Below are 26,387 nucleotides of genomic sequence, written 5' to 3'. Positions count from 1 at the left end.
TTTGGAATTTTTATATCAATATGGCTTATTTTTTGCCAAAACAATTACTTTTGTAATTGCGGTCGCCATCATTATGGCATTTTTTGCCAGTGCTACTCATAAACCGTCAAGTAAAAAAGGAGAGATCCGACTCGAAGATGTGTCGGCTGAGCTTGATGAACTTAAAGCAGATTTTCTTGCCAATACGTTGGAAAAAGGTGAGCTTAAAAAATGGAAAAAAGCGCAAAAAAAAGCTGAGAAATCATCTGATAAAAGAGGAGAAGGAAATCTATATGTCATTGACTTTAAAGGTAGCATAGATGCACATGAGGTTGAGCAATTACGTGAAGAAATAACAGCTATATTAACGATAGCCCGGCCTAATCATGATCAAGTTTTGATTCGTCTTGAAAGTGGTGGTGGAGTTGTCCATGGATACGGCTTGGCTGCATCTCAATTACAGCGCATTAAAAATGCAGGAGTTGAGCTGACAGTTTGCGTTGATAAAGTCGCGGCAAGTGGCGGCTATATGATGGCATGCGTAGCTGATAAATTAGTTGCAGCGCCATTCTCTATTATTGGTTCAATAGGCGTTATTGCACAGATCCCAAACTTTAATAAAATTTTAAAAAAGAATGATGTTGATTTTGAACAAATTACTGCAGGTGAATTTAAGCGCACATTGACGTTGTTTGGTGAAAACACTGATCAAGCAAGAGACAAATTTCGTGATGAAATTCAACAAACTCACGAGTTATTCAAAACATTTGTGAGTCAAGAGCGTCCAAATTTAGTGATGTCTGAAGTGGCGACAGGTGAGCACTGGTTTGCTACTCAAGCTTTTGATAAAGGGCTTGTGGATAAAATAGCTACCAGTGATGATATTTTACTTGAAGCGAACAAAGTGCGTCAGATTTTTAAAGTCCAGTATACGATGAAAAAGACCATGACAGAAAAACTAGGTATTGGGTTTAGCGTCTCTATCGAAAAAGCGCTAATAAAACTCATGTCAGCGATGAATGTATTAAAACCTCATTAAAAACGTTATGTAAAATATATAAAATGCCGAGATTATTCGGCATTTTATATAATATGCTTACTTTTTGAAGTGGATTTCTTCGAGCTCTTTTGCTGCATTCATATCATTAAATATATTTTGATCGAATTCACCTTCTGATTTTGCGACCACACAAGTCACCATACAGTCACCAGTAACATTGACTGCTGTTCGAGTCATATCTAAAAGCCTGTCTACACCCATAATGATGGCTATTCCTTCTACGGGCAAGCCAACTTGGTTAAGTACCATGGCCAGCATGATTAACCCTACGCCCGGAACACCTGCAGTGCCAACTGATGCAAGTGTCGCAGTGAGTATGACCATCAAATAATCAGAAACGGTTAAGTCGACGGTGAATACTTGCGCGATAAATACGGTCGCAACCCCTTGCATAATGGCTGTGCCATCCATATTGATAGTCGCACCTAAAGGAACAGTGAATGAGGCTACACTATTATTAGCCCCGAGTTTCTTCGTAGCAGTTTCAAGTGTGATAGGCATTGTTGCGCTTGAACTCGAAGTACTAAAGGCAAAGAGTGCTGCATCTTTCATTTTTTTAAGGAAAATAACAGGGCTCAAATTAGCTAATAATTTAAGTAAGATACTGTAATTGATAAAGGCATGGATAAATAAGGCCAGAACCACAACAAGGAAGTATTTACCAAGACTGAAAATGACTTCAACATCTATGGTGGTAAAAAGCTTAGCCATTAAACAAAATACTCCTATAGGAGCAACATTCATCAATAGAGTGACTAGTTTTAAAATAATAACGTTTAAGTCATCAAAAATTAGTCCAAGCCGTTTGCCTGCTTCACCGCTAAGTGCCATTGCAATGCCGAATAATAATGCAAATACAATTACTTGAAGCATATTGCCATTGGCCATCGCACTAATCGGGTTGGTCGGAAACATATTAATAATTACTTGTACTAAACTGGGGGCGGTTTTATTGTCAAAAACGGCATCAGTTGGAATCGCAACATTTTCACCAGGACTAAAAAATAAGGCTAAGCTAATTGCAACCGTTATGGCTATTGCAGTGGTTAATAGATAAAGCGCGATGGATTTTCCGCCTAATCGTCCAAGTTTTGCTGGGTCGCTTAGGTTACAAGTACCGCAGACCAACGAAATAAATACTAAAGGAACAACTAGCATTTTTAAACTAGCAATAAAAATGGCCCCTCCAATATGAAATAAGCCATCTACAAAGAAACCTTTGATGGCTAAATCAAATAGCCCCAGAGAGATGTATCGTTCGCCTCCATCCCCAATAATCAATTTAAGGATAGAGCCTAATATAATGCCGAGCACCATACCGATCATAATACGGCTGGTTAGACTGAGAGAGGTACTTTTAGTCATAAAAAATAACTACTATTATTAAAATTTTACATAGCCTACCAGCCAAATTAAATTATTAAAGCTAAAAGCTGTAACTTTTTTCAAAAATGCTATGATTTTTACATTGCGAATAGGTTAAGATAGAGTAAATAACTCTATAATTATAACAAGCTAGGGAGAGGTACATGCCTTTAATACGCTTACTCTGTATTATGCTGTTCAGTTTAGCGCTCGCAGCCTGCGGTGGCGGTGGAAGTCTAGATTCCGGAACAGGTTCAAATGATAACTATCAATTAGTGGTTACCATGACCAGTTATGACTCAGGGGAAGGCATCTCAACAGTGTCTAAGGACTTCCCAGGCAAGCTTACTGCAAAACTTACTAAAAACGGTCAACCTGACGCGAATAAGCTCATTTCTTTTTCGCTCGACGGTGAAATTGGGGTGTTGGATCCTGCAGCAGGCACGGCACAGACAAATTCTTCAGGGGAAGCCGTTATTAGACTTCGTGCTGGTAGCGTAGCTGGTGCGGGTAAAGTCAGTGCTTCTTATGCTGTGCCGAGTGGCTCATCTATATCGGTTGAACATGTCTTTACCAGTACTGGTGATGAGGGTGATACCGGAGGGGATGGTAATATTACTATCGCTCTTTCTTTGTCTTCAAGCTCAATCTCTGCAGCCGCGCCGGCAATCGTTTCAGCGTCGTTAACTAAAGAAGGGTCAGTAGTTGTCAATAAGAAAGTGACATTTAGCACTACATTGGGAGCATTATCACCCACTTCAGGCACTGTTTTGACAGATTCTGCAGGTGTTGCGCGACTTAATTTAACTGCTGGTAGTGTCAAAGGTGCAGGAACTGTGACGGCAACTTTAGATTCAGGCGAATCAGAGTCGTTGGATTTTCAAACTCAAGGTGATGATACCGGTGTGGTCGGTGATATAAACATCACAATGCAATTGGTTGATCTTGATGGTAACGACATTACAAATATAGCGGCTTCTAAACCTGGCCGTGTAATTGCGACTGTAAACGGGATTACTGCGCCAGTTATTGTCTCGTTCGAATCAACCGTAGGTGAAATACCGATTAAGACAGCTATCACTGATGCCAATCACCAAGCGACAGTTGATATTATTGCAGGCTCTTTATTAGGGGCGGGTACAATAACCGCGTCTATCGAAACGGGTGAAACGGGCAAAAAGCTCTTCGTAGTTGGCTCATCGACTGTCATTATGGGCTCTGGTGACCCATTTGTTGAAGGCAAAGCTGAAATTAGTCTTTCTGAAATTTCAGCCGGTGGGACGACAGTGATTTCTGTTAAAATAGTTGATGATGAAGGAACTTTATTTAACGAGCCTGTAGAAATTAACTTTAGCTCTAGTTGTTCAACTTTAACGACACCGACAGCAAAACTAAGTACTCCTATTACAACATCTAATGGTGTTGCAAATAGTACTTACCTGGCTAAAGGGTGTGTGGGTGCCGATCCAATAAATGTGACTGCTAATGCCGGTGGTATCAACTTATCAGCAACCGGTGTTGTGACAGTATTGCCTGCAAATGTGGGCAGCATCGAATTTATTTCAGCTTCGCCGGAAAATATTGCGTTACTAGGTACGGGTGCTGTGGGTGGCTCTGAAAGTTCTACTGTTGTATTCCGAGTACTTGATACCAATGGTAATCCGGTAAACAATCAAGTGGTTGATTTTTCGCTTAATACTACTTTAGGTGGAATTACAATTATACCCAAAAGCGGTACAACGGACAGCCAAGGTCTTGTTCAAACAGTGGTTAATTCCGGCACTATTGCAACTTCTGTAAGGGTTACAGCTGTAATTAATGGTTCAGATCCTGTGATTAGTTCTCAGTCGAGTGTGTTGGTTGTTTCGACAGGTATTCCTGATCAAGACAGCTTTAGTTTATCAGCATCAGTTCTTAACCCTGAAGGTTGGGATATAGATGGTAACCAAGTTGATATAACCGCACGATTAGCGGATGCGTTTAATAACCCAGTGCCTGATGGTACAGCGGTGACTTTTACTACCGAAGGAGGTTCAATTGAATCGTCATGTACCACAGTTAATGGGGTGTGTTCTGTTAAGTGGACCAGTCAATTCCCTCGTCCTGAAGGTCACATTTTAGGAGATTTGAATAATCTTAATCATAAACCAGAAGTCTTTAACACTATGGGACAGAAATTCGGTGGTCGTGCAACCATTACTGCGACAGCGATTGGTGAAGAGTCGTTTCCTGATTTAAATGGTAATGGACGCTTTGATGCTGCTGAAATGACAGCATTTTTAGGCACAAATATTAGTGGCAAACCTTATGACCTCAAAGAGGCGTTCGTTGATCACAATGAAGATGGCCTTTATAACCCATCTGAAGGAGGAGATGTTAATAACAGTGGAGCTTTAGAAGAGTTTGTTGACTTTAATAGCGATGGGCTATTTACAGGAAAAGATAATAAATATAATGGCGTTTTATGTTCTATACCAGCTCATGAAGGCTGTTCATCTCAAAAATCATTGAATGTCCGTAGAAGCCTCGTACTAGTGATGTCGGGCAGCACAGGGTATAGTACAGTCGGAGATGCGAAACCATTAGTGATGACGGGTGAAAATACTGATAGTACATCTTTCATTATTTCTGATTTACATAACCAACCAATGCCTGCAGGGACGATCATTTCTGCTGTAGCAACTGTGGGTTCTGTTGTAGCGGGAGGAGAATATACTTGGCCAAGCGACAACCATAAAGGTGGTCTTGCGTTTTCAGTATCAGTTAAAGGAGAAAAGGAACCTAAGTCAGGTAGTTTGATTATCTCATCAACGTCTCCTTCTGGTGTGTCTACGACCCTAGGCAGTATTCCAATCACAATAAACTAGTTGTTAACTAATATAAAACGGCATTAAGAGTATTCTTAATGCCGTTTTTTGCTTTTATCAAATAAGAGTACGACTCAAAAAGCATTCGATTAGTTCGAAAAACTAGCAAAAATAGCAATTTATTAAAAAAACTTTTAATTTATTGCTTGTCACACTGGCAGTTTGTCGATATACCTTTAATAATAGAGCCCAAAATGGGTGTAACTAATCAATTTGAATACTAATTGTTCATAAATAGGCAGACATGGGTAAATCGTTAGTAATTGTAGAGTCACCGGCTAAGGCTAAAACAATTAATAAATACTTAGGGAAGGATTTTGTTGTTAAGTCCAGTGTTGGGCATATCCGCGATCTTCCTACTTCCGGCCAAAACAAAAAAGCACCAGCAACCAAAACACCTGCTGAAGTGCGTAAAATGGATCCTGAAGAAAAGGCCGCTTATAAAAAAGCACGTGACTATACTAATTTAGTCGCTCGGATGGGCATTGATCCTGCAAAAGGATGGGAGCCTCATTATGAAGTGCTGCCAGGTAAAGAAAAAGTTGTTCAAGAATTACAAAAATTAGCAGAAAATGCCGACCAAATTTATCTCGCAACGGACTTGGATAGAGAAGGGGAAGCCATCGCATGGCACCTTGAGCAAGTGATCGGAGGCGACGAATCGAAGTATAAACGCGTTGTTTTCAATGAAATCACTAAAAATGCCATTCAACAAGCCTTCTCTACACCCGGTGAACTAAATACTGACATGGTCTATGCACAGCAAGCGCGTCGTTTTCTCGATCGTGTAGTAGGTTTTATGGTTTCTCCGTTACTTTGGCAAAAAGTAGCCAGAGGTTTATCTGCAGGACGAGTTCAATCGGTAGCAGTGCGAGTGCTTGTTGAGCGCGAACGTGAAATTAAAGCATTTGTCCCTGAAGAGTTTTGGGATCTTCATGCTGATGTGACAGCGAAGGAAGCACAAATTCGTTTAGCGGTCACGAAATATCATCAATCGGCCTTTAAACCTGTTAGTGAATCACAAACAATGGCAGCTGTTACCGCACTACAATCTGCGCCATTTAAAGTTATTGATAACGAGAAAAAGCCGAGTAAAAGTAAGCCAAGTGCTCCTTTTATTACTTCGACAATGCAGCAAGCAGCCAGTACACGTTTAGGTTATGGTGTTAAAAAGACAATGATGCTAGCTCAGCGTTTATATGAAGCGGGTTACATCACATACATGCGTACAGACTCGACCAACTTATCTACTGATGCTGTTGCTAGCTGTCGCGAATATGTTGAAAAGAAGTACGGGTCGCAATATTTACCAGCAGATCCAATTTCGTATAGTTCCAAAGGTAATGCTCAAGAAGCACACGAAGCAATTCGTCCATCAAATGTCAGTTTTATGTCAGGTGATTTAGATGGTGTAGAAGCCGATGCTAAAAAACTCTATGAGTTGATTTGGCGTCAATTTGTTGCATGTCAAATGGTACCTGCTCAGTATGACTTAACGACCATCACAGTAGAAGCCGCAGATTATCAGCTAAAAGCAAAAGGGCGTGTGTTAGTGTTTGATGGTTGGACTCGTGTACAGCCCGCAGTACGTAAAAAGAATGAAGAAGAACAAGCATTGCCTAAAGTAGAGGTTGGCGATGTCCTGAACTTGCAAGCGCTTGACCCTCAGCAGCATTTCACTAAGCCCCCGGCGCGATTTGGTGAGGCTAGCTTAGTGAAAGAGTTAGAAAAGCGAGGGATTGGTCGTCCATCGACCTATGCGGCAATTATCTCAACGATTCAAGATAGAGGATATGCACGAGTTGAAAACCGCCGTTTTTTTGCGGAAAAAATGGGCGAAATAGTCAACGATCGTTTGGTGGAAAACTTCTCTGAACTCTTAGATTTTGACTTTACCGCCAAAATGGAAGGCCGATTAGATGACATCGCACTCGGCAATCTTGAGTGGACGGATGTGCTTGATACTTTTTATCAGGACTTTTCGACTCAATTGGAGATTGCAGGTAAAGAAGAGTCAGCTGGAGGAATGCGTCAAAATCAGATGGTTGTGACGGATATTGAGTGCCCAACATGTCAGCGTGAAATGGGTATACGCACTGCTTCTACTGGTGTGTTTCTTGGTTGTACCGGATATAACTTACCTCCAAAAGAACGCTGCACTAAGACCATGAACTTAACCAGCGGGGATGAAGCGCTCGCTGTTGATTCCGAAGATGCCGAAACTGAAAGTTTAATGCTAATGAAGCGCTGTCCAATTTGTGAAACCGCAATGGATTCATATTTGATTGATGAAAAGCGTAAGTTACATGTATGCGGAAATAATCCAGCATGTGAAGGGTATATTATCGAAAATGGTACCTTTAAGCTCAAAGGGTATGAAGGGCCGCTAATCGAATGTGATAAATGTGGTGCAGACATGCAACTCAAGGCTGGTCGCTTTGGTAAATATTTTGGTTGTACGGCTGAAGAGTGCAAAAATACGCGTAAATTACTCCGAAATGGTGAAGCAGCGCCGCCCAAAGAAGATCCAACACATTTACCTGAGTTAGAATGTGAGAAGTCTGATGCATATTTTGTATTGCGTGATGGTGCAGCTGGTATCTTTTTAGCAGCATCAACGTTTCCTAAGTCTCGAGAAACGCGTGCACCTAAAGTACTTGAATTGCAGCGTTTTAGGGATCGTATTTCACCAAAGTTTCATTATTTAGCCGATGCTCCAGCTGCAGATCCAGATGGTCAGGAAGCGATAGTACGTTTCAGCCGCAAAGCAAAGGAGCAATACGTTATGTCTGAGGTTGATGGTAAGGCGACTGGTTGGACTGCTCATTTCCGAGAGGGCAAATGGGTCGAAGAACAAAAGAAAACAGCTAAGAAGAGCAAAGAGAAATCTTAATTTAAACCGCGTCATTAAAAACGCCCGTCAGTTAACTCCTGACTGGCGTTTTTTATTGGAATGCTTTTTTAAATCTGGATTTATATGTTTAAGTTTTCAGTCGCTTGAACGGTATTAATGTATTACTCTACATTGAATCCATTTCCATAAAGTAAGTTCAGTTCAACCGAGCTTTAAAAAGCTTAGCAGTTTAGCAGTATTAGAGAACTAGGATGAAAAACAATTCATGGATCCCTAAGCTTTATATCATTGAACCCCGAAAATTTTGGCTTCGCTCAACACAAATTTAACAGTCTCGGCGTTAAGGCATTCCTTTCATGATAATTTTTACTGTATTCACAATTTCTACAGGGTATGGCTAAGCCTAATTTTTTATAAATTGCCTTTAATGGATTTTATGTTAACGTCCGAGTCATCGAAATTACTCAGTTGAATTATCTCTCAGAACGTGGGCGATGCCTTGAGCGAGCTAAAATTTAGGAGTTAGCAGCAAAAGAAAAGGCTTCTGAATACATCAGAAACCTTTAGTAGATTAAGCACTATTAAGTATAAGTTGTTTTTACAGTGAACAATTGAGTTAATATAACTGCATTAGTATTCTAGTCTTACCATTTCTTTTTAGGCGCAAATAACACATCTAAGTCATCTTGCTCTTGTTCTGCTTTTTTCTTACGATCAGTTGCATTGGTCACTTTTAATTCAGTTGTGATTTCTTCAAGGAAGCTTTCAATTTCGCTTCTTTTTGATGTTATATAATCATCTGTGTACGTTTGAGCAGCAAGAGTCGCGAGTGCTTTTTCGAAATACTGGCGAGCGGAGCCGAGCATATTAGCAGAGCGAGCAGCCATTCCTCGTTTAGCTTGACTATCAACATTGATCCTGAGTTGCAGCTTTTCAAGACGTTTATCTTCATTTAAAAATAGCTGGGTATCGACCTTTCCTTTAGAGTGCTCTGAACGTAGTAGATTTCGTAATTTTTTTATCCCCTGCACTAATGCTATGATTTGTTTGTCATTGTCAGGAAGTGCAACCTTATCATTGGCTGAGCTGTCACTACTTTGTGAGTTTTGCATACGTTCGTTTGATTCAACGAGTCGTGACTTTAATTCTTTTGAGTTTGGTGACAACTCGCACATTGCTTTCAAAGAATCGACGATACGCTTATGCATGACACCAATGAGTGCTGAAGACATGGGCAGGTTAGCGGCATTCATTAGGATGTCTTCTGTTTCTTCGATGATTTTTTTGTACTTTGTTAACTCTTGACGTCGTTCGACTTCCTGTTTCTCTTTGTGTTGCTGAATGGCATGAACCCAAACCGCAATGACGATCAGTGCTACTATTAATGTGACGATGATAGCGGCTATCATAAATACTTCTCTTTAATATTGATCATGGCTTATCTCTCTAATATTACATAAATTTATAAACTTAGGGTAGTGTTAGGGTAAATACACTGCCATTAAGTTGCCCACCATTAGCTAGCATCACTCGGCCATGTTGATTATTATTATTAGTGTGGGCATTTGCAATTAAACTAGCGAAATATAACCCTAAACCTGTCCGACTTTGTGCGAGTGTTGCTGGTGACATTTCGTCTGTTGCTTTTTCAAGCATTTCATCAGGATAACCATCACCATCATCCATTATTTGTATTTGTAACATATTCTCTTTGATTGATGCACTCAGTCGAATTGCTGATTTAGAGTAACGCATCGCATTAACGAGAATATCATTGAGTAAATTACTGATGAGATCATGGTCGAAAAACCAACACAGTTCGTCATCCACCTCAATACTACAGTGTAGCACTTTGTTCTGAATATAAAGCTCATTTTTGGTTAATAGCTCTTCAAATAGCTCATCTATGTAGTGCTCCTCAATGTTGAGAGGTAAGCTGGCGTGGCTATTGCGATACAAGGCAAGGAGCTGCAGTAAATTTGAATTTAATCGCGCAATTTCATAATGGAATTGTGCAAACTCTGTCCGAGTTTTTGGTGTATGTTCGAGCTCAGAACTAATAGTGTCGATAGATTGCAATAATAAGCACAATGAATTCTTCATATCATGCATACTAGCTGCAAGTACGGTTGAGAAATCAAGGGGAGAATGAGACATATTAAACCTTACTGGCTAGAAGCGCTTTGAGGTGGTTAAATAAATTTTGACTATGAGCAAATCGGTGATCGCCAGGATCGATTGTTTCTAGTGATTGAGCACATAATGAAATTAGAGCCGGCTCAACCTGCTTAAATTGTTTATCAGCGGCAAGTCGATATAAACATTGTAGTAAATTCAATGCGATATTAACATTGTTAGGGGAGTTAATTAGCGCTGTCTTAAACGCTTTTTTAGCGGTTAAGTAATCTTTTTCTTTAAATTTTAACATCCCTTGTCGGTTGTAATTATTGGCTTTTTCGATATTCTCTTGAGTAAACTGCTCGGCTTGATGTGATAAAAACTGCTTAGAGATAGATTGTTTTATATCAGGCTCTTCTAAGCGTTGCTCTACAAAAGTAATTTGGTTTATTAAGTAAGGTTTCAAAGCATCGGGCAGAGAGTGACATCGAGTCAACTGTTGTTGTATTTCATCCATGGCAATATCTTTATCGTTTGATAAATATTTAAGTAAAATTTGGTGCAGATTAACCACGATTGCTAATTGTATATCGCTGGGATATTTGCGGTTTATCTCACGATATAAAGAAGCGTAATCTTTGGCAACGCGCAACGATAAACCTCCGAATGATCCAAATTGAATTTGCAACATAATTTGTAATAAGGTGACAAAGTCATCGGGTCTAATTTTGACAGAAAACCGACCTAAGCTCACCACGCGTTTAAAAGCATTCAGTGCAGGTTCAAGCTCTAAATACCTTAATGCTAATTGACCCAATTTACGCTGGCGTATCAGGGTATTTGGAGACAGATCGCAGGCTGTTTTAATTAATGCATATGCATGTTCAAAATTGCCCATTGCACAATCTGATTCGGCTAATAAATCATATGCTTCGAGCGCATACTTGTTTTTAGCGATGATTTTCTTACAAATTGTTTGTACGTCCGCTAATTGATTGATGCCACTAAATGCACGAGCAAGTCCCATTTGAGCCCAGGTCAATTCGTGTTGTTCTATCACAGTCTGAAAAATATTAATGGCCTTGGGATATAGCCCTGCTTTGAGATAAATATCACCTTTTAAACGCAGGCATTGCATAGAGAGACGTTTGTTTTTTTCCATTAAGCTATCGCATAACTCTATGGCAGAAATGTTTTTTCCTCTGGATAACGCAGAATAAATAGGTTGAAACACTTCTTGTATCAGTACCAGCTTATCGAGTCGCGTTTTGAGGGTACTTTTCGTAAATGGTTTTGCTAAATAATCATCAGGACGATATTCTAAGGCGCCCATCACCAATTCCATGGCTGTTTCGCCTGTAATGAGAATATACAAGGTACCGGGTTTTAATAATTGGCGATAATTGAGCTCTTCGAGAACTTGTAACCCACTTAAACCATCGCCTAAGTTATAATCAACTAAAACAACATGATGTTGATGTTCAGCATATTTACTAATAGCTTCTTCGCCATCACTGCACGTATCGACATGCTTGACGCCAAAACTTTCAACCATTTGTTTAATGGATTGCCGAAAGTCAGTAAAGTCATCAACTACAAGAAACTTAAGATGTGTATAACGTTGTAGAGGATTGTTCATAATTGCGAAATTCGTTTGACCATTTATTAAATGTAGCGCTTTGTGGCTAAACTAGTAATTATATTGGTGAAAAAGTACTTTTTTGAGTAAAAATACTGATTTACTTTAATTAACACTTGGAATAGCTAGCGCAAACGATTATAAATAAAGGTAATAAGAATAGACTAAAACGATCATGAAATTACAACAACTTAGATACATCGTTGAAGTGCTCAATCATAACCTCAACGTTTCTGCTACCGCTGAAAGCCTTTACACATCACAACCTGGCATTTCTAAGCAAGTTCGGATGCTTGAAGATGAGCTGGGTGTTCAAATCTTTGGCCGAAGTGGCAAACACTTAACGCACGTTACGCCTGCAGGCAAAGATATCATCAATATTTCGCGAGAAATTTTATCTAAAGTTGAAGGGATCAAGGCTGTTGCAAATGAACACACTTTACCTGATCAAGGTAAGTTAAATATAGCAACAACGCATACACAAGCGCGTTATGCACTTCCGCAAGTAATCCAAGGGTTTATGACAAAGTTTCCTAAAGTGTCTTTACACATGCACCAGGGGACACCCCAACAGATATCCGATGCAGCTGCGCGAGGAGATGCTGATTTTGCTATTGCAACAGAAGCACTGCATTTATATTCTGATTTAGTGATGTTGCCTTGTTATCATTGGAATCGCAGTATAGTTGTTGCTAAAAATCATCCACTGGCGCAAAAAGTAAATAACCTTACCATTGCAGATGTCGCACAATATCCACTCATTACCTACGTATTTGGCTTTACTGGCCGCTCAGAATTAGACAAAGCATTCGGTAAGCATGGCCTAGAGCCGCAAATTGTCTTTACGGCTACTGATGCTGATGTCATTAAAACATATGTTCGGTTAGGGTTAGGTGTTGGGGTGGTCGCGTCGATGGCGATTGATAAACAGACTGACCAAGATTTAGTCTGTATTGACGCAAGTCATTTATTTGAAGCCAGTACGACAAAGATTGGTTTTAGAAAAGGTACATTCTTACGTACTTATATGTATGATTTTATTGAGCGATTTGCTCCTCATCTAACGAAAGAGCGGGTTGAAAGAGCAAGTTTACTGCGCAATCAAGATGATGTAGATGCATTGTTTGCAGATATTGATTTACCCGTTAGATAAATAAACATAAAAAAAGCGGCTTGTTAGCCGCTTTTTTATGTTTCATGTTTTATGTTCCATTTTAATTAGCATGGATACGCTGCTAATTTATGCATGAGCAGTCATAAACACTAACATTCGATGATATTCACTGCTAATCCACCACGAGCAGTTTCTTTATATTTGGTTTTCATATCGTTGCCTGTTTCCCACATGGTTTTGATAACTTTATCGAGAGACACTTTCTGATCACCTGATCCGCGCAGTGCTAACCGAGATGCATTAATCGCTTTTACCGCTCCCATTGCATTTCGTTCTATACAGGGGACTTGAACTAAACCACCAACAGGATCACAGGTTAAGCCTAAATTATGTTCCATGCCTATTTCAGCCGCATTTTCGACATGTTCAACATTTCCGCCAACAATTTCAGTTAACGCTCCAGCTGCCATAGAGCAAGCCACACCGACTTCACCTTGACAACCCACTTCAGCACCTGAAATAGAGGCATTTTTTTTATACAAAATCCCAATTGCAGCAGCTGTGAGTAAATAGCGTGTGGCAATGTCACGGTCTACACGTTTGACAAATTTATGATAATACATCAAAACAGCAGGAATAATACCAGCAGCGCCGTTTGTAGGGGCTGTGACAACTCGTCCTCCAGCCGCATTTTCTTCATTGACTGCTAATGCAAATAAGTCAACCCAATCCATCGCTCTGAGTGGATCATCATTACTTTCAACATTTAGCTGTAGATATAGACTTGGCGCACGTCGTTTGACTCTTAAGCCTCCAGGAAGAATCCCTTCCGTGCGGATCCCACGTTCGATGCAAGCTTTCATTACTTTCCAAAGGTTATAAAGCTCATCTTTGATGGTTTCTTCATCACGTAATGTTTTTTCATTTTTCATCATTAACGTTGAAACACTGAAACCATTCTCTTTACACATCGCGAGTAGTTCTTTTGCGGAATTAAAATCGAACGGAGCGGGGTTCAGTGTACGTATTTCGATTGCAGCGTCTTTTTCGGAATCAAAATCTTGTTCTGAGACAATAAACCCACCACCGATAGAATAATATATCTGGCGGTGTAAAATTTCTTTGCCTTTATAAGCGATAATTTCCATCGCATTACTGTGCTTTGGAAGTGTTTTGCGACGATGGAAGACTATTGCCCCTTGGGTCGGAAACTTAGCTGGGTGAGATTGGTCAAGGTAGATAATTTGTTCTTGTTCGATTTTAGCTAAGATAGCATCAACTTGATCAGCATCAATGGTTTCAGGATCATAGCCAGCCAGCCCCAAAATAACGGCTTTTCCAGAACCATGCCCAACACCTGTTTGACCAAGAGAGCCAAACAATTCAACTTTAACTTCAGTTATTTGCTCCATCAAGCCGAGTTGTTGTAACTCTGCAACAAAAAGACGTGAAGCGCGCATTGGGCCAACGGTGTGAGAAGAAGAAGGGCCAATACCGATACTAAACATATCGAATGCACTGATCATATAAAATACTCTTAAAACCTTGAACGGGCGCTAATCATAACTTGTATACAATATGATGCAACCAACAAATGCAGCTCTAGGAAACTTGTTTGACCAGATTGAGAGTTATTTGAGCAGTCGCTCCCCAGAGTAAGCCATAAGGGGTTTTGAAAGCACGGAGTTGGCGTTTTTTATTCGACCTGATGAATGAAAGTGGTTGCCAATTTTGGCTTAACGCCAGATCAGTAAATGGGATATAAAACACAGATTCAACTTCATTCACATCTAACTGGATTGCGCTCAAGTCTTCGACGAGCCCAACAAAGGGTTTTATTTCAAAACCTGTTAATGTCCAATACGAATCAAGCTCGCCCAAGAGCTGAATATGCTGTTTTTGTAACCCCAGTTCTTCATGGCATTCACGGAGTGCCGCAGCTTGCAGTGAACCATCTGTTTGCTCAAGTTTGCCTCCAGGGAAACAGATCTCTGCAGGATGATGCTTGAGATAGCTGGGTCGTTTGCAAAATAAAAGATGGAGTTTGTTATTAATCTCGCAAACAGGGATCAAGACTGCACTTTTTTTTGCGGGATGTGGAAAGCCTTGATTACTGGTTAACGACAGTAATTGAAAGCGATTGATAAATTCACTGAGTGTCATTATTTAACCTAAAATGGGTAAAATTTTGTTGACTTTATCGAACGTTTCTTGATATTCAGCATCGATATTCGAATCTGCGACTATCCCACCTCCGGCCCAACAAAATACTTGTTGTTGGTTAAAAACGAGAGTTCGAATAGTAATGCTAGTGTCCATATTGCCGCACGCCGAGATATAGCCAATTGAACCACAATAAACGGAGCGTCTATCGGGCTCAAGTTCTTCAATGATTTCCATTGCACGTATTTTGGGAGCGCCAGTTATTGAACCTCCAGGAAACGCTGCAGCTAATTGATCGAGCGCAGTTTTCCCCTCAGCGAGTGTGGCCGTCACTGTGCTCACTAAGTGATGGACCGCTGGGTAACTTTCTATCTTAAATAAGTGTGGGACTTCTACGCTGCCAGCAGCAGCCACTTTACCTAAGTCATTTCTTAATAAATCAACAATCATCACATTTTCGGCTCTATCTTTAGGAGATTGTGACAGTTTTTCAGCTCTGAATTTATCTTCTTTTGGATCATCACTGCGGGGTAATGTGCCTTTTATTGGCTTTGTTAGCACGTGACCATTATCGACTTGAATAAACCGCTCAGGAGAAATGGACGCGATGCAGCCCTGTGGGTGGTTAATGAAGCTTGAAAATGGCGCTTGATTAGCCCCTCGCAATTTTAAATATGCTTGCCATGGCTGGCCTAGGTAATTTGCTTTAAATCGCTGTGCAAGATTGATTTGATAACAATCGCCTGAGCGAAGATAAGCTTGTACTTGCTGAAATTTTTTGGCGTAGCTGGACTTATCTAAGTTTGATTGCCAGTCACTGGTAAGAGAAAATTGAGGTGTGGCACCATCGATAGATGCATTATTGAGGTATAAGGCTAAGCGGTCGTAACCTGGTTGAGCAATGTAAAACCAAGCTCGTTGTTCATAAGAATAAATTAACGCATCAGGATACACACCGACGGCCATATCAGGAAGGGTAATTTCTTTTTGTGCAAGATTGGGGAGCTTTTCTAAGTACCGGCCTAGATCATAAGAAAAATAACCAAGTAATCCGCCAGAAAAAGGCAATGAGTGAGGCGCTTTAAGTGATGTGAATTGAGCTAACTGTTCAGCTAATGCAGTAAAGGGCGAAAGAGTAGAGTTTTGACCATTTAATAGACATTGATTATTGATAGCTTCAATGGTGGCAATCGGCTCAATTGCGATGATATCAAACTGCCGCTGTTTGTTGTTTGGATTGGCTGAATCGAGCAAGATGGCCCAAGGGGTCTCAGCAAATTGTGCAAATAATTGAGTGCAATTAAGCGAAATGTCAAATTTTTTGCACGATAATTGTTCGTTTATCATTAACTTCTACTTACCAGACTGGCCGCAAAGGGGCTTGGAGGGTATTATAGAGAGGATAATAAACGAAACTGGTAGCATTTTCAGCTCTCGTTGCAAGATCAACAAGAGTAAATGTAAACTAAAGCCTCCGTCATTGGTTTAACGACTTTAAAGGACCGACCATGAGCATGATCCGTCAGCAAGACTTTATTGATAGCATCGAAGATGCATTACAATATATCTCTTTTTATCACCCACTTGATTTTGTACAAGCACTCGAAAAAGCCTATCACAAAGAGCAATCGAAAGCGGCCAAAGATGCAATTGCACAAATTCTTATTAACTCGCGTATGTCGGCAGAGGGCAAGCGTCCATTATGTCAGGACACAGGCATTATTACCTGCTTTGTAAAAGTAGGGATGGATGTATCGTGGGATAAAACCGATTTAACCGTGCAACAAATGGTTGATGAAGGAACTCGTCGTGCCTATTTGAATCCAGATAACCCCCTACGTGCCTCGATTGTAGCCGATCCTGCTGGTAGTCGAAAAAACACCAAAGATAATACCCCTTCTGTTGTCCATATTGATTTAGTCCCTGGCGGAGAAGTAGAAGTAATGGTTGCTGCAAAAGGCGGTGGCTCTGAAAACAAAACAAAAATGGTGATGCTTAATCCTTCAGATGACGTGGCCGAGTGGGTTGAAAAAACGTTACCTACAATGGGAGCTGGCTGGTGCCCGCCAGGGATGTTAGGAATAGGGATTGGCGGCACGGCAGAAAAAGCCGCGGTACTTGCAAAAGAATCCTTAATGGACCCGGTTGATATTCATGAATTAATGGAGCGCGGCGCAGAGACGACTGAAGACAAGCTTCGCCTTGAAATATTCGAACGCGCGAATAAATTAGGCATTGGTGCGCAAGGTCTAGGTGGGTTAACCACAGTTGTTGATGTAAAAGTCAAAACAGCGCCAACCCATGCGGCGTCTAAGCCTGTTGTGATGATCCCAAATTGTGCGGCAACTCGCCATGTGCACTTCACCTTAGATGGCTCAGGGCCTGCTGAATTAAAAGCTCCGAAACTGGAAGATTGGCCAGAAGTGACATTCGAAGTCGGTGCAGATACACGTCGAGTGAATTTAGATACGTTGACTAAAGAAGATACGCAAGAATGGAAAATGGGCGAAACAGTCCTACTTTCAGGCAAAATTTTAACGGGTCGTGATGCGGCTCATAAACGTCTACAAGATATGATCAACTCAGGTCAAGGGCTACCTGAAGGTGTCGACTTCGATAATAAATTTATTTATTACGTCGGGCCAGTGGATGCAGTTAGAGATGAAGCTGTTGGGCCTGCGGGTCCAACGACTGCAACTCGCATGGATAAATTCACCGATATGATGCTTGAAAAAACGGGCATTATTGGCATGATTGGTAAAGCTGAGCGTGGACCTGCAACGGTCGAGTCAATTAAACAGAATAAATCAATTTATCTGATGGCGGTCGGTGGGGCGGCTTACTTAGTATCTAAAGCAATCAAAAAAGCACGCGTAGTTGCCTTTGAAGATCTAGGAATGGAAGCAATTTACGAGTTTGAAGTTGAAGACATGCCAGTTACTGTGGCTGTCGATAGTGAAGGAGCTAATGCCCATACTCAAGGCCCAGCAATTTGGAAAGCAAAAATTGCTGAGTTGGACAACGAACTAAGCAAATAAACGACAAGAAAAAAGAGCGCATTTGCGCTCTTTTTTATTATTAATAATAACAAGGTGTAAGATGATAAAAAGCGCACTAAGTCTTGCTATGCTGGCAAGTTTAGCTTCTCACGTGCAAGCGGCTGAGCCACTGACCGTAGAAAAATTGAATGCATTTAATAAAATTGGCAATATAGCTTTGTCGCCAGCAGGTGATCAAGTTATCTACTCACTTAAAACGCCAAAAGGCAGTGATTTATATTTAAAATCGCTAAACAATAATACTGCTGATCTTAAGTTAACTAGCCACCCCAGTTCAGAGCACTCAGTCACTTGGAGCAATGACGCAAAAAGCATTTTCTTTTTAGCGAATCGTTCTGGTAAGTCTCAAGTTTGGTCATTAAATTTATCGGGCGGAGAGGCTGTACAAGTAACAGACTTAGCTCTTTCTGTGAACGGCTTTACACTGTCACCTGACAACAAAAAACTCGCACTTGCGCTTGAAGTGGTGCCAAGTTGTGACACGATAGCTTGTACAGTAAAAAAGACGGCTGAATTTAATAACGAAAAACACCATGCGATGGTATACGACCAGTTATTAATGCGTCATTGGGATACTTGGTCGGATAGGCTGCGTAGCCATCTTTTTGTTGCTGATCTTACTGAGCAGCCAATTGCAGACGCGAAAAATATTACAGCAGGATGGGATACCGACATTCCGGCTAAACCTTTTTCAGGTATGGAGGAAGTGACGTTTACACCAGACAGCAGCCATGTTGTATTTTCAGCGAAAGCCCCCAGTCGTGATCAAGCTTGGACAACAAACTTTGATTTATTCAAAGTACCTGTTCAAGGGGGCGACATTGAGAACTTAACCAAAGATAATTTAGCGTGGGACTCACAGCCTCAGTTTTCTTCTGATGGCCGTTTTATGGCCTATCTAGCGATGAAAAAACCAGGTTTTGAAGCCGATCGGTTTGGTTTAATGATCAAAGATCTAAAAACTGGTAAGTTAGATGAAGTGGCACCACTTTGGGATAGAAGCATTTCGAGTTATACCTTTTCCCCAAATAATCGTGCCGTTTATGTCACGACACAAGATATTGGACAAAAGAGTATCTACGAAATTAGTACACATTTTGGTGATGTAAGAAAGGTCTATTCAGACGGCATCGCCGGTGATGTGCAATTGGCTGATAATAAAATTATTTTTAGCCGTCACACCTTAAACTCTCCGAAAGACCTTTTTCAAATTAATATTGATGGCTCTGAACTTGTTCAGCTAACCAATGTAAATCAAGCGAATCTAGCAGCGGTTCAGTTTGGCGAGTCATCACAATTTAGCTTTCCAGGTTGGAACAAAGAAGCAGTGTATGGTTATTTAGTCAAACCTTGGAATTACCAAGAAGGACAAAAATACCCGATTGCTTTTTTAGTCCATGGTGGCCCACAAGGTTCATTTGGCAATATGTTCCACTATCGTTGGAATGCCCAATTGTGGGCTGCGCAAGGCTATGGCGTTGTCATGATAGATTTTCACGGTTCTATCGGTTATGGCCAAGAATTTACAAATTCGATTTCACGTGATTGGGGTGGAAAGCCGTTAGAAGATCTGAAAAAAGGCATGGCATATATTACAAAACAAGAGCCTTGGTTAGATGCAAAGAATGCGTGTGCGTTAGGGGCATCTTACGGTGGTTATATGATGAACTGGATTGCAGGGAATTGGACCGATGGTTTCAATTGTTTAGTAAACCATGCTGGTTTGTTCGATATGGAGAGTTTTCACCAAACCACAGAAGAGCTCTGGTTTGCTGAGCATGAAATGGGTGGCGAATTTTGGCAAAAAGAGGGGGATTATAAAAAATTCAATCCTGCAAACTATGTCGAAAAATGGAAAACACCTATGCTAGTAATCCATGGCCTAAAAGATTATCGTGTCCCGTATGCGCAAGGATTAGGTGCGTTTACGACATTACAGCGTAAAGGGATTGACTCTCGGTTAGTGGTTTACCCTGATGAAAATCATTGGATCTTGAATCAAGACAACCTGATACATTGGTATGATGAAGTATTTAATTGGATGAAAAAACACACTCAACAATAATCAAACGCCATTAAAAAACCCGATGCAGTTGTCTCGGGTTTTTTATTTTTGCGACTGTTTATTAGTTCAGTTCAATCGCAATGGCATCAGTTGCTTCAGTGTGTTCGAATCCGACAGGAATAGCCGGAACATCTGGTTTATCTAAAGCAATATCACCTTCACCAAGAGGTACATCTGATTTTTGTAAATTCGCAAAATCAAACAAAGTAGGGTCTGCTAAATGTGAAGGCGTAACATTTTGTATTGCTGTAAAAATAGTTTCAATACGCCCTGGATGAGTTTTGTCCCACTCTTGTAGCATCAGTTTAATATTTTTACGCTGTAAATTCTCTTGTGAGCCACATAAATTACATGGAATTATCGGAAACTCTTTTTGCTCTGCATACGCGGCAATATCGGCTTCTTTACAATAAGCAAGTGGGCGGATAACCATATGTTGGCCATCATCTGATGCTAATTTTGCCGGCATGCTTTTGAGTTTTCCACCATAAAACATATTTAGAAATAAGGTTTCTACCATGTCGTCTCTGTGATGACCCAATGCGATTTTAGTTGCACCTATTTCAGTGGCTGTGCGATATAAAATACCTCTGCGTAAGCGAGAGCAAAGTGAGCAGGTGGTTTTGCCTTCGGGGATTATATCGGTCACTATTTTATAAGTGTCCTCTTCAACTATTTTGTATTCAATACCTAATGATTGAAAATACTCGGGTAAAATATGCTCTGGGAAGCCGGGTTGTTTTTGATCTAGGTTGACGGCTACAAGTTCGAAATTGATAGGGGCAGATCGTTGAAGATTTTGTAAAATATCAAGCATAGTGTAACTGTCTTTCCCTCCTGACATACAGACCATAATCCGATCGCCTTCTTCAATCATATTGAAATCTGCAATCGCTTGACCGGTATAACGGCGTAAACGTTTTTGTAACTTGTTAAAGTTATATTTCGCTTTTGCTGTGAGTGAATGTGACATTGATGCCCCTTGATCCGTACTTCAAAATTAAGGGGCGTATTATAGGAGGATTTTGCGCAGTTAAAAAGTGATATCAATCAATATCACTTTTTATTGTAACGGTACTGCTATTTTTGCAAGGGACTGATGTAACCTTCAGGTTTAAGTGCAAGCACATCACAGTTTAAACTATCGATAACATGTTCGGCGGTATTACCAATTAAAGCAGCACTAAAACCTGTTCGACCAACAGTACCAATCACCACTAATTCAGCATCTATTTTGTTGGCAATCATCGGAATTATATCTTCTGGCAGCCCTTCTTTTACATGACATCGTTTGAAGTCAATATCGTACTGAGTAGCGATCGCTTGTGTACATGTTTGGTGATGAGCCTTGACGGATTCATTGAATTCAGAAGCATTGAACTCAGGGATTTCAATGGCAATATTTATTGGTGTGCCGGGGTATGAATTAACGATATGAACGTCTGCTTTTGCTAATTGTGCGACAAATTGCGCATCTTTAATGATGCGATGATTGAGATCTTGATGTTGTTTATCTTCACACGAAGCATGGACAGCAGCTAAGACGTGGCCATTTTCCGGCCAAGCATGTTCTTTAACGAGTAGTACAGGTGTGGGGCACTTACGTATTAAATGCCAGTCTGTGGGCGTAAAAATCACTGATTTTAGCGTATCGTGCTGATGAGTGCCTTTGACTACAAGATCATAATCATTATCAATCACATGGGCGATAATTGCTTCAAAAGGCCGGTTATGCCAAATAACTTCACAATTGATTGTAAGTTCCGTTTGGTAGGGATCGATTAAGCTCTCTATCCATTGCTGCTTTGATAGAATCACGGCTTCTCGCATTGCATCGCGTTCATCATGGGACAGCATCGTCGTCATTTCATATGAAAAATCATAAATGGAAAGAAATGCAGTAATAGATGCGCCTGATTTTTTTGCTAATTCAAACGACCGCAATAATCCTTTTTGTTGTTCTTTGCTTGGATCAATGACGGCGAGAATTTTTTTAATTGAATTCATTTCAATAGCCTTACACTTAATTAGGTTAAATTAAGTGTAAGTGATAATGGGACGTTTAGCAGATAAATCTCGGGTTTGTTTGTGTCAGATCAAGGTTTAATTGCAGCAATCTTATCTAATTCCTCAGCATTAATGATTGTGATGAATTTACCTTCAACTTTAATCACTTCAGCTTTTTGAAAACGGCTTAATAAGCGACTAATGGTTTCTACTGTGAGGCCTAAATAATTGCCGATTTCACCACGAGTCATAGTTAAGCGAAACTCTTTTTTAGAAAAACCGCGCTCACCAAACCTGCGTGAGAGGTTAGCCAAAAAAGCAGCCAATCGTTCTTCTGCTGTTTTTTTATTCAGTAAAAGCAGCATTTCTTGATCGTAGTTAATTTCACTACTCATCATTCGCATCACTTGTTGGCGCAGTTTCGGTAATTTTCCGCTGAGTTCATCAAGCGTTGTATAAGGGATTTCACATACCATCGCTGTTTCCATGGCTTGAGCATAACTTTGATGTTGCATTTTGTTTATGGCATCAAATCCGACGATATCACCGGCAAGGTGAAAACCTGTAATTTGCTCTTCACCTTGTTCTGACAAGGTATATGATTTAAATGACCCCGAACGGACGGCATAGATAGCTTTTAAAGGCTGTGATGATTCAAATAAAAAGTCACCTTTATGGAGCGGTTTTTTACGTTCGATGATTTCATCTAGCTTGTCCATTTCATCATTGTTTAATGTAAATGGGATACATAACTGACTGATGCTACAGTTATTACAGCTGATCGTGCACTGTGATTTTGACGCGAGTTTGTTCTTGAATTCCATTGATCATCCATACACAACTGGGAATGTTGCCTAGCTTAATGCACCGCTTTGAGCACCGCAATAGTAAAAAGGTAGAAACCATAAAATACTAAGAAATTGCCCATGATTAGCCGAAAAATCGGTTTGTTGAGCCATTTTGCAGCAGTGTGCGCTGTCCAACCTAAAGATACCATAGCTGGGGCCGTACCTAAGCCAAATAACGCCATAAATAAAGCCCCCTCTAGCGCTGAGGAAGCTGAGATAGACCACGTTAATGCAGAGTACACCAAGCCACAAGGTAACCAGCCCCACAAGGCGCCATAGGCTAATGCTTTTGTTTTTGAGTCAAGGGGCATTAGGTGTCGATTAAATTTTACAAGGTGTTGCCATACAGCGAATTTGCCGAGTGACTCGAGCCAATTGAGTGTTGCCGCTAACCTCATAACGTATAAACCAACCAGTACCATAAACAAGGCGCTTAGATAACTAAGAATTTGTGACAGAAGTAAAGATTGGCTGGCAAAATAACTACCGACACCAGCTACTAATGCACCGGCCAGGCTGTAGCTTACTAAGCGGCCTAGATTATAAAATACTGTAAATATTTTTGCTTGTTTAGGATCTTTTACGGCTAATTGCAAGGAAGAAGCAACACCTCCACACATCGCAACACAATGGCCGCTACCAAGTAAGCCCATCATAAATGCAGTGAGATAAAAAGAGTCAATCATTACTTTTGTTGTGCTGCTCTTTATCGTCTTCAAATAAAATACTGTGAGCTTGTTTATCTAAATTAGAGAATTGCTCACTGCGAACAGCCCAAAAGAAAATCCCTAAAGCAATGATCACCAATAAAATAGCGATAGGAATTAAGATATAAATGATACTCATATTTTTAGTAGCCTTAATGAGTTAGTGATCACAATGATCGAGCTGGCCGACATGCCAATGGCCGCAGCCCAAGGCGGAACAAGACCCATTGCCGCGAGCGGTAGAATAGAGCCGTTATAACACAATGACAGTGCTAAGTTTTGCTTGATGATACGTCTGGTCTTTAGACTAATCTGATGAAGTTGTTGCAAAGCATCTAAATCAGAGTTTAGTAATACAACATCTGCGGTATTTTTAGAAATATCCGCACCACTGGCCATCGCAATCGATAAATGGGCGCTATTAAACACTGGGCTGTCGTTGACTCCATCACCTACCATGGCAACAATGTGACCTTTACTGCGTAAAGTTTCAACATAGTGCTGTTTATCACTGGGTGTACAGCCAATTTTCACATATTTTATCGCCAGCGTGTCGGCTAATTTGGAACCCGCTTCAGATGAATCACCGGTTAGAATGTGACTCTGGATGTGCTGTTCGTCACAATACCGAAGTAACTGTTCAGCGTGATCTCTGACTTTATCACTGAGCTCAAAAGAGGCAACAGCCTTTTTGTCGATATATAATACCACCTGACATGACGTGTTGACTGTATCAAACCAACCATTTTGCCCTATGGCAATCTGAATACCGAGATACTCTGCTGAAATGCCCAGTCCTGTGTGGATTTCGACATGATCGATGTCAGCTGGGTTAATTGCAATGTGTTTTTCAGTGCTAGGCTGTGTAAATGCTTTTGCTATCGGATGCTCTGAATGAAGCTCTAAAACATGCGCTAATGCCAGTAAATGTGATTCATTAAATTGCTGTGGTAAATGCTCAGGGTAGAAACGGTGATTCAAGATAGTAAATCGACCTTCGGTTAGTGTCCCCGTTTTGTCAAAGGCGATAGTATCAATCTTAGTTAATGTTTCGAGCACATGCGCTTTTTTAATTAATACACCTTTTTGTGTTAAGTTAGCCACCGAGCAAGTGAGGCCGGTGGGGACCGATAAACTTAAAGCACATGGGCAAGTTGCGACTAACACCGCAATCGTAATCCAAAAGGCATGACTTGAATCGATTTGGTACCACACTGCGGCCGTTATTGAAGCAAAAATAAGTAAAATAGCGACAAACCACTGCGCCACTTTATCAGTGACTTCAGCGATTCTAGGGCGGCTGGCTAATGCTTGGTGCTGCAAGGTTACAATTTGATTAAGTAGCGTATTCTGACCGACTTGATTGATTTGTACTGTGATGACACCATCATGATTGATGGTTCCGGCAAAGACTTGATCGCGTTGCTTTTTGCTCACCGCTTGATGTTCACCCGTCATCATCGACTCATCAACAGTGGTGCGACCTTTGGTTACAATGCCATCGGCTGGGATCGTTTCTCCGGGTTTGATCAGGATTAAATCATTGAGCTTTAGGCGCTTGGCTGCGATGACTTTTTCCTCACCATCATTATTGGCCAAACGAGCTGTTAAGGGCAGTAATTTTTGTAAGTTTGCCGTAAATTCGGTCGCTTTTAATCGCGCTCTAAATTCTAGATATTTACCTAATAAAAGTAAAAAGGAAAACATACAAATAGATTCAAAATAAACTTCACCTGTTTCAAAAAATGTGGCCCAACTACTGGCTGCATAAGCGCCAAAAATAGCCAGAGAAACGGGTAAATCCATGTTGAGTTGTTTGGCTTTTAAACCTCGAATGGCATTGACTAAAAATGGCATGGCGGAATATAAAATAACCGGGGTGGCAAGACTGAAGCTGATCCAGCGGAAATACAGTTCAAAGTCTTCATCCATGCCTGAAAACATACCAAAATACATAGCAAATGCGAACATCATCACTTGCATGGTCATTAAACCAGCAACACCTAAGCGGCGGATGTAAGATTTAGCCACTTGTTTTTTTTGCTGTTCTTCTTCATCGGCTTGGAACGGGTAGGCTTGATAGCCAATTTTGGCTAAAGATTCGATAATTTGACTGAGTTTAATACTTGGGCGATGCCAATGAATAAGGGCACGATGAGTCGATGTGTTGACATCAACACGGATAATTCCGGCTAAGCCTAATAATTGCTTTTCAATTAACCAAGCACAGGCAGCACAACTGATCCCCTCTATACTGAGCAATAATTCAGCTTGTTCATCTTGGCTGGTAATAAAATCTGCTTGTATGTCTTCATCGTCATAACTTTTAAACATTGCGAGCTGTTCGGGGATCAGCTCTTTAACTTTCCCTGCGGCTTCTGTCCTGAACTTATAATAGTCGGTCATTCCACCTTGAATGATGGCTTCGGCCACGGCCTGGCAACCTAAACAGCAAACAGGTTGTGGTTGGTGATTAAATTCAATATGTTGAGTGAATCCAAGAGGAATGGGTTCAAGACAGTGAAAACAGGTTTTGCTCATG

Annotated in this window: 19 protein-coding genes; 6 read left to right on the top strand and 13 right to left on the bottom strand. The window is 40.6% G+C overall.

The genetic code is table 11. The features are described from left to right. The first annotated feature begins 1 nt into the window (after window position 1). Window positions 2–1,018 (top strand): protease SohB, encoded by a 1,017-nt coding sequence (gene sohB / locus AC3KVK_RS09700; protein ID WP_490312302.1) that lies wholly within the window; start codon window positions 2–4, stop codon window positions 1,016–1,018. 57 nt (window positions 1,019–1,075) lie between these two features. Here the strand turns inward: sohB and AC3KVK_RS09695 are convergent, their stop codons facing one another. Then, entirely contained in the window at window positions 1,076–2,404 is a 1,329-nt protein-coding gene (locus AC3KVK_RS09695) for a dicarboxylate/amino acid:cation symporter (protein WP_490312303.1), read from the bottom strand. Between the two features lie 164 nt (window positions 2,405–2,568). On the opposite strand from AC3KVK_RS09695, the gene AC3KVK_RS09690 reads away from it, so the two are divergent. Beyond that, window positions 2,569–5,271, top strand: a complete 2,703-nt coding sequence (locus AC3KVK_RS09690) for an Ig-like domain-containing protein (protein ID WP_490312304.1) — start codon at window positions 2,569–2,571, stop codon at window positions 5,269–5,271. 244 nt (window positions 5,272–5,515) lie between these two features. After that, the gene (gene topA, locus AC3KVK_RS09685) at window positions 5,516–8,164 is read left to right on the top strand and encodes a type I DNA topoisomerase (RefSeq protein ID WP_490312305.1); all 2,649 of its coding nucleotides are present in this window, start codon (window positions 5,516–5,518) and stop codon (window positions 8,162–8,164) included. A 605-nt stretch (window positions 8,165–8,769) separates the two neighbouring features. Here the strand turns inward: topA and AC3KVK_RS09680 are convergent. From AC3KVK_RS09680 to AC3KVK_RS09670, 3 genes are all read right to left on the bottom strand, one after another. Continuing rightward, a complete protein-coding gene (locus AC3KVK_RS09680; protein WP_490312306.1) occupies window positions 8,770–9,534 on the bottom strand; it encodes a hypothetical protein in 765 nt (254 codons plus the stop codon). Window positions 9,535–9,595: 61 nt separating this feature from the next. Then, complete coding sequence (locus AC3KVK_RS09675; protein WP_490312307.1) at window positions 9,596–10,282, bottom strand: sensor histidine kinase; 687 nt, start codon at window positions 10,280–10,282, stop codon at window positions 9,596–9,598. Window position 10,283: 1 nt separating this feature from the next. Then, window positions 10,284–11,882, bottom strand: coding sequence for a response regulator (locus tag AC3KVK_RS09670; protein ID WP_490312308.1), 1,599 nt, complete (start codon window positions 11,880–11,882; stop codon window positions 10,284–10,286). A gap of 175 nt (window positions 11,883–12,057) precedes the next feature. On the opposite strand from AC3KVK_RS09670, the gene cysB reads away from it, so the two are divergent. After that, window positions 12,058–13,035 carry an HTH-type transcriptional regulator CysB gene (gene cysB, locus AC3KVK_RS09665; protein WP_490312309.1) on the top strand — a complete coding sequence of 326 codons (978 nt, stop codon included), beginning with the start codon at window positions 12,058–12,060 and terminating at the stop codon, window positions 13,033–13,035. Window positions 13,036–13,145: 110 nt separating this feature from the next. On the opposite strand, the gene AC3KVK_RS09660 is transcribed toward cysB, so the two are convergent. The 3 genes from AC3KVK_RS09660 to pabB all read right to left on the bottom strand — a co-directional run bounded on the left by AC3KVK_RS09660 (window position 13,146) and on the right by pabB (window position 16,506). After that, a complete protein-coding gene (locus AC3KVK_RS09660) occupies window positions 13,146–14,522 on the bottom strand; it encodes an L-serine ammonia-lyase (RefSeq protein ID WP_490312310.1) in 1,377 nt (458 codons plus the stop codon). 76 nt (window positions 14,523–14,598) lie between these two features. Then, a complete protein-coding gene (locus AC3KVK_RS09655; protein WP_490312311.1) occupies window positions 14,599–15,159 on the bottom strand; it encodes an NUDIX hydrolase in 561 nt (186 codons plus the stop codon). Window positions 15,160–15,162: 3 nt separating this feature from the next. Further along, complete coding sequence (gene pabB, locus AC3KVK_RS09650; RefSeq protein ID WP_490312312.1) at window positions 15,163–16,506, bottom strand: aminodeoxychorismate synthase component I; 1,344 nt, start codon at window positions 16,504–16,506, stop codon at window positions 15,163–15,165. A gap of 161 nt (window positions 16,507–16,667) precedes the next feature. Between pabB and AC3KVK_RS09645 the strand changes: the two genes are divergently transcribed. Together AC3KVK_RS09645 and AC3KVK_RS09640 are read left to right on the top strand one after the other, a co-directional pair. Next, window positions 16,668–18,197, top strand: coding sequence for a fumarate hydratase (locus tag AC3KVK_RS09645; RefSeq protein ID WP_490312313.1), 1,530 nt, complete (start codon window positions 16,668–16,670; stop codon window positions 18,195–18,197). 61 nt (window positions 18,198–18,258) lie between these two features. Continuing rightward, window positions 18,259–20,283: a S9 family peptidase gene (locus tag AC3KVK_RS09640; RefSeq protein ID WP_490312314.1), complete on the top strand. Its 2,025-nt coding sequence runs from the start codon at window positions 18,259–18,261 to the stop codon at window positions 20,281–20,283. Between the two features lie 61 nt (window positions 20,284–20,344). Here the strand turns inward: AC3KVK_RS09640 and ttcA are convergent, their stop codons facing one another. The 6 genes from ttcA to AC3KVK_RS09610 all read right to left on the bottom strand — a co-directional run bounded on the left by ttcA (window position 20,345) and on the right by AC3KVK_RS09610 (window position 26,386). Beyond that, window positions 20,345–21,256: a tRNA 2-thiocytidine(32) synthetase TtcA gene (gene ttcA / locus AC3KVK_RS09635; RefSeq protein ID WP_490312315.1), complete on the bottom strand. Its 912-nt coding sequence runs from the start codon at window positions 21,254–21,256 to the stop codon at window positions 20,345–20,347. A gap of 107 nt (window positions 21,257–21,363) precedes the next feature. Continuing rightward, window positions 21,364–22,290: a universal stress protein UspE gene (uspE, locus tag AC3KVK_RS09630; RefSeq protein ID WP_490312316.1), complete on the bottom strand. Its 927-nt coding sequence runs from the start codon at window positions 22,288–22,290 to the stop codon at window positions 21,364–21,366. Window positions 22,291–22,379: 89 nt separating this feature from the next. Further along, window positions 22,380–23,114 carry an FNR family transcription factor gene (locus tag AC3KVK_RS09625; protein ID WP_490312317.1) on the bottom strand — a complete coding sequence of 245 codons (735 nt, stop codon included), beginning with the start codon at window positions 23,112–23,114 and terminating at the stop codon, window positions 22,380–22,382. A 35-nt stretch (window positions 23,115–23,149) separates the two neighbouring features. Beyond that, window positions 23,150–23,824, bottom strand: a complete 675-nt coding sequence (locus AC3KVK_RS09620; protein ID WP_490312318.1) for a sulfite exporter TauE/SafE family protein — start codon at window positions 23,822–23,824, stop codon at window positions 23,150–23,152. After that, window positions 23,817–23,984, bottom strand: a complete 168-nt coding sequence (ccoS, locus tag AC3KVK_RS09615) for a cbb3-type cytochrome oxidase assembly protein CcoS (protein ID WP_086743087.1) — start codon at window positions 23,982–23,984, stop codon at window positions 23,817–23,819. Before ccoS ends, AC3KVK_RS09620 begins: the two co-directional genes overlap by 8 nt. Then, complete coding sequence (locus AC3KVK_RS09610) at window positions 23,981–26,386, bottom strand: heavy metal translocating P-type ATPase (RefSeq protein WP_490312319.1); 2,406 nt, start codon at window positions 26,384–26,386, stop codon at window positions 23,981–23,983. Before AC3KVK_RS09610 ends, ccoS begins: the two co-directional genes overlap by 4 nt. Window position 26,387 lies beyond the last annotated feature (1 nt).

This window comes from Pseudoalteromonas sp. J2K-J979, from assembly GCF_058169715.2.
Note: the sequence above shows the minus strand (reverse complement) of the source record. Positions and strands in the feature narration are given on the sequence as shown.